General features: G+C 44.6%; 3 protein-coding genes. All 3 read left to right on the forward strand.

Annotated features, from left to right (window positions below):
- Positions 1-432: ABC transporter permease (locus tag AB5642_RS19355; RefSeq protein WP_368371889.1), on the forward strand; the 432-nt coding region annotated here is incomplete at its 5' end.
- A 441-nt stretch (positions 433-873) separates the two neighbouring features.
- Positions 874-3,525 carry a valine--tRNA ligase gene (locus tag AB5642_RS19360; RefSeq protein WP_173718783.1) on the forward strand — a complete coding sequence of 884 codons (2,652 nt, stop codon included), beginning with the start codon at positions 874-876 and terminating at the stop codon, positions 3,523-3,525.
- Between the two features lie 14 nt (positions 3,526-3,539).
- The gene (locus tag AB5642_RS19365; protein ID WP_173718784.1) at positions 3,540-5,552 is read left to right on the forward strand and encodes an LTA synthase family protein; all 2,013 of its coding nucleotides are present in this window, start codon (positions 3,540-3,542) and stop codon (positions 5,550-5,552) included.
- Positions 5,553-5,894 lie beyond the last annotated feature (342 nt).

Below are 5,894 nucleotides of genomic sequence, written 5' to 3' on the forward strand. Positions count from 1 at the left end.
GCATCACAGGTTGACCGTATGCTGAGCACTCTGGATGCGGTGATCCTGGTGCTGATCGTTTCCGCAGGAATGCTGGCTTTTGTGGTATTGTATAATCTGAATAATATCAATATAACAGAAAGACAGAGGGAACTGGCAACTTTGAAGGTGCTTGGCTTCTATGACGGAGAGGTCTCTCAGTATGTGCTTCGGGAAAACGTGATTCTGACAGTGCTTGGAATTATGTTTGGAGCAGTGTTTGGAATTCTCATTCACAGGTATGTGATTACTACGGTTGAGGTGGATGCAGTTATGTTTGGACGAAATATTAAGCCGCTGAGCTTTTTATACAGTGGAATTCTGACAAGCATATTTTCCATTGTGGTGAATGGGGTGATGCATTTTAAGCTGAAAACCATTGATATGGTGGAATCCTTAAAGAGTGTGGAATAAAAATTATTGTAATTGTGAAATTTTTAAATTAGCTTGACAAGCCGGAAGAATGCAATTATAGTTATATCCATAAAAGTGGCGGCTTTTTCCGGCTATTTACAAGGAGATCAGACCGCTGCAGCGAAAAGCGTTGAAGAAGAGGAGTAAGTAAATGCCCTCCCAGAGAGAAATGTCCAGGGATAACTGTGGTGGAAGACATTTCGAGATCCGCATTCACTGAAGGTAGCTTCTGAGCCGGGAAACTGAACAGGCAGTGATATCTGCAGTAAGTTTTCACGCAATTCCAGCGTTACAGGAAAGAGATATGTGTACAACAGAGCGAAGACTGTAAATACATTCAGGGAAACAGTACTTTGCATTTTGCACATAATGAAGGTGGTACCGCGTTAATTTCGCCCTTCACACAATTGTGTGAGGGGCTCTTTTTTTAGGAGGAAAATTATGAGCAAAGAACTTGCAAAGACCTACGATCCAAAAGGAATCGAGGAACGTCTTTACCAGAAATGGATGGAAAACGGATATTTTCATGCAAAAGTAAACCCGGATAAGAAACCATTTACCATTGTTATGCCGCCGCCAAACGTAACCGGACAGCTGCATATGGGACATGCACTTGATGAAACTATGCAGGACATTCTCATCCGTTTCAAGAGAATGCAGGGCTACGAAGCACTGTGGCAGCCGGGAACTGACCATGCAGCTATTGCTACAGAGGTTAAGGTTACTGAGAAACTGAAAAAAGAAGGCATCGACAAGGCAGAAATCGGTCGTGAGAAATTCCTGGAATATGCCTGGGAGTGGAAAGAAGAGTACGGCGGAAAAATTATCAACCAGCTGAAGAAGCTTGGTGCTTCTGCAGACTGGGAGCGAGAACGCTTCACCATGGATGAGGGATGCTCCAAGGCTGTACAGGAAGTCTTCATCAAGTTATATGAAAAAGGCTACATCTACAAAGGTTCCCGTATCATCAACTGGTGTCCGGTATGCCAGACTTCCATTTCCGATGCAGAGGTTGAGCATGAGGATCAGGACGGATTTTTCTGGCACATCAATTACCCGGTTGTTGGAGAAGAAGGAAAATTCGTGGAAATTGCAACAACACGTCCGGAAACACTTCTTGGAGATACTGCAGTTGCAGTAAACCCGGATGATGACCGTTACAAAGACATTGTTGGCAAAATGCTGAAGCTTCCTCTCACAGACAGAGAGATCCCGGTTATTGCCGATGAGTATGTTGATAAAGAATTTGGTACCGGATGCGTAAAGATCACACCGGCACATGACCCTAACGACTTCGAGGTTGGAAAGAGACACAACCTTCCGGAAATAAACATCATGAATGATGATGCTACCATCAATGAGCTGGGTGGTAAATACGCCGGCATGGATCGTTACGAAGCAAGAAAAGCCATGGTAGAGGATCTGGACAAGCTTGGCCTTCTGGTGAAGGTTGTTCCGCACAATCACAGCGTTGGAACACATGACCGCTGCCATGCAACCGTAGAGCCGATGATCAAGCCTCAGTGGTTTGTAAAGATGGACGAAATGGCCAAAGCTGCTATCAAGACTCTTGAGGATGGAAATCTGAAATTCGTTCCGGAGCGTTTTGACAAGACTTACCTTCACTGGCTGGAGAACATCCGTGACTGGTGTATTTCCCGTCAGCTGTGGTGGGGACACAGAATCCCGGCTTACTACTGCGATGAGTGCGGTGAGACTGTAGTTGCAAGAGAAATGCCGGAAAAATGTCCGAAATGCGGATGCACACATCTTCATCAGGACGAGGATACTCTGGATACCTGGTTCAGCTCTGCTCTGTGGCCATTCTCCACACTTGGCTGGCCGGACAAGACACCGGAACTGGAGTACTTCTATCCAACAGACGTGCTGGTAACCGGATATGACATTATTTTCTTCTGGGTTATCCGTATGGTATTCTCTGCTCTTGAGCAGACTGGAAAGACACCGTTCCATCATGTGCTGATCCATGGTCTGGTAAGAGATTCCCAGGGACGCAAGATGAGTAAATCCCTTGGAAATGGTATTGACCCTCTGGAAGTAATCGACAAGTACGGCGCAGATGCTCTTCGTCTCACTCTGATGACTGGTAATGCACCTGGAAACGATATGCGTTTCTACTGGGAGCGTGTAGAATCCAGCCGTAACTTTGCAAATAAGATTTGGAATGCTTCCCGTTTCGTTCTTATGAATTTGGAAGGAAAGGATGTAACGGAGCCGGAGATCGGTTCTCTTTGCGCTGAGGACAAATGGATCCTTTCCAGACTGAACAATGTGATCAAAGAAGTAACTGACAATATGGAAAAATATGAGCTGGGTATTGCGGTTCAGAAGATCTATGATTTCCTGTGGGATGAGCTTTGCGACTGGTACATTGAGATCGCCAAGGTTCGTCTGTGGAAGGCAGAAGAGGATCCAAAGGCGGCAAACGAGGCTCTCTGGACACTTCGCACAGCGCTGACCCAGGGACTGAAGCTGCTTCATCCGTTTATGCCATTTATCACAGAGGAAATTTATTGCACACTGCTTCCGGAGGAAGAGTCCATAATGATCTCTGACTGGCCGGTATATAAGGACGAGTGGAATTCTCCTGAGGCTGAGCTTGCAATCGGAAGTTTCCAGGAAGTTGTCCGTGGCATCCGTAACACAAGAACCAGCATGAATGTTCCGCAGAACAGAAAAACACATCTGATCATTGTTGGAAAAGATGCTGCTATCTGTCAGATGTATGAGAACAGCAAGAAATCCTTTGCAAACCTTGCTTTTGCAAAAGAAATCCATGTTCAGCAGGATAAGACTGGTATCGGTGAGGATGCAGTTTCTGTTGTTGTTTCCAATGCAGTTGTTTATATGCCTCTGGAAGACCTTGTTGACAAGGAAAAAGAACTTGAGAGACTGACAAAGGAGCAGGAGAGACTGACTAAGGAAATCGCCCGCTGTGAGGGAATGCTGAATAATCCAAATTTCGTAAATAAGGCTCCTGCTGCCAAGGTTGATGCAGAGAAGGAGAAGCTTGCGAAGTACAAAGAGATGAAAGATAAGGTTGAAACACAGCTTGAGCAGCTTAAGAGATAAAAAGGAGATTTTGCATGAAGCTGAGCAAATTTTGCAATAAGATTTCCCTGATTCTCCAGGCACTCTGGTGCGCAGTGCTCTATTTCCTTATAGAGGCACTGTGCCGCCATTCTGTAGTGGAGGCCTGGGATTATATGACGGGAAAACCGTTGGTATTTGCTTATAATACGATGTTTATTTTTACTACAATGCTGATCGTTTATCTGTTTCACAGGCGGTGCTTTTGGAGAGTTGTGGTTTCCGTTTTCTGGCTGTTTCTGGGAATCGTAAACTGTATTCTTCTGATGAACCGTGTTACACCATTTACCGGACCGGATCTGCATATGCTGACGGATGGTATTGCGATCATGCAGAAATATCTGCCGTTTTATGGTGTGGTGATCGGATGTATTTTGATCGGAATTGTGGTGCTGGGGCTTTTGATCCTACTGGTCAAGGGACCGAAGTATGAGCAGAAGATTAAGTACCGGTATGTGATTCCGCTGGTAATTGCTGGTTTTGTGGCTTTTGGAGGCGTGACACAGCTGGCTCTTGAAAAAAGGGTTTTGTCTAATTATTTTGGCAATATTGCGTTTGCTTATGAGGATTATGGTTATCCTTATTGTCTGGCGACTACTATTTTTAATACAGGCATCAGTGAGCCGAGGGATTATTCTGAGGATGAGATTAACCGGATCGAGAAGACAGAGTCCAATCTTCCAAAGACCAAGGAGGATGGAAAGAGACCGAATATTCTGTTCCTTCAGCTTGAGTCTTTCTTTGACCCGACACTGGTAAATTACCTGGATATTTCTGAAGATCCAATTCCGAACTTCAGGAAGCTGATGAAAGAGTATTCTTCCGGATATTACAAGGTTCCTTCTGTTGGAGCTGGTACGGCAAATACGGAATTTGAGACCATTACAGGTATGAGTCTTCACTATTTTGGACCAGGTGAATATCCTTATAAGAGTATTCTTAAGGAGACTACCTGCGAAAGTGTGCCCTATGTTCTGAAAAATCTGGGGTATTCTACACATGCGGTACATAATAATGAAGCCAACTTCTATGGAAGAAGGTCTGTTTTCCCCAATCTGGGATTTGACACCTTTACTTCTGAAGAGTATATGGCAGATGAGAACCTGCAGAATCCTCTTGGATGGGTAAAAGACAGTGTGTTGACGGATGAAATCATTAAGTGTCTGGATTCTACTGACAGTCCGGATTATGTGTATACCATTTCCGTGCAGGGACATGGTGATTATCCAAGCGAGCCCATTCTGGACAATCCTTCTATTACAGTTTCCGGTTCTCCTACGGATGAGCTGAATTGTAAATGGGAGTACTATGTGAATCAGATTCATGAGATGGATCAGTTTGTGAAAGAGTTAACAGATGCTTTGGCAGACTATCCGGAGGATGTGATCCTGGTTATGTATGGGGATCATCTGCCGACTATGGGACTGACTGTGGAAGATCTGAAAAATAAGTATCTTTTCCAGACGGAGTATGTAATCTGGGATAATATGGGACTTACCAAGAAGGATGAGAATCTGGCTTCTTATCAGATCGCAGCAGAGGTTCTGGACAGAGTTGGTATTCATGAGGGTACGATCATGAAATATCATCAGGCAAGAAGAAATACCAAGAATTATCAGGTCGATCTGGAGACACTGCAGTATGATGTGCTGTACGGTCAGCGATATGCTTATGGAGGAGAAAATCCTTTTGAGAGAACAAAGATGCGGATGGGACTTTATGATGTGACCTTAGATTCCATTCGGTTAGTGTCGGATACAGATTGGACTTATTATATCCAAGGCACGAATTTCACCCCGTCCAGTCAGGTGAAGCTGAATGGAGAGTGGTATGATACGGCATATGTAAGTCCGAACATGCTGGTGATCTCGGGTACGGAGCTGTCGGATTTTGACAGACTGGCAGTTGTACAGAGAAGTAACAGTTCGACGAGGAAGGCTCTTAGTAAGAGCTTTGACAGAGCGGTTTATGCATTGTATGATAGTCAGTGGAAGGTGAATTCCCGATAGGAACGTTTCCCGGCTGGGCACCTGGTCTCATCAGGTCTGCTCTGAGCGCGGTGTGCGGCCAAAAAAAATTAAAAACATCAGAATTTTGCTGAAACCGAAGAAAGGAGAGGACAAATTTGCTCCGCTGGAGCTCAGACTGTGTCCTCTCCTTTTTTAACCCCAAATTCTGCCGTATGAGATTTTTTCGGAACCTCTCTGATTTCTTCTGTGCGAGGTTTGTCGGATAAAAAGTTACGATTAGGGGTGGACTTCTGGTGTGACTATTATATAATGGTAGAGTAATGTAACGATTCAGAAGGCAGTATTCTGCCAGGCTTACTATGAGCATGAGAAGTTACGGAC

The sequence above is a fragment of the Ruminococcus sp. 1001136sp1_2201st1_G3_2201SCRN_220225 genome, from assembly GCF_040924365.1.
GTDB classification, from domain to species: Bacteria; Bacillota; Clostridia; order Lachnospirales; family Lachnospiraceae; genus Blautia_A; species Blautia_A faecis.

Bases quoted from the DNA above. Each gene is read 5' to 3' on its own strand.
- AB5642_RS19365 (WP_173718784.1), top strand. From the start codon at position 3,540: ATGAAGCTGAGCAAATTTTGCAATAAGATTTCCCTGATTCTCCAGGCA.
- AB5642_RS19360 (WP_173718783.1), top strand. From the start codon at position 874: ATGAGCAAAGAACTTGCAAAGACCTACGATCCAAAAGGAATCGAGGAA.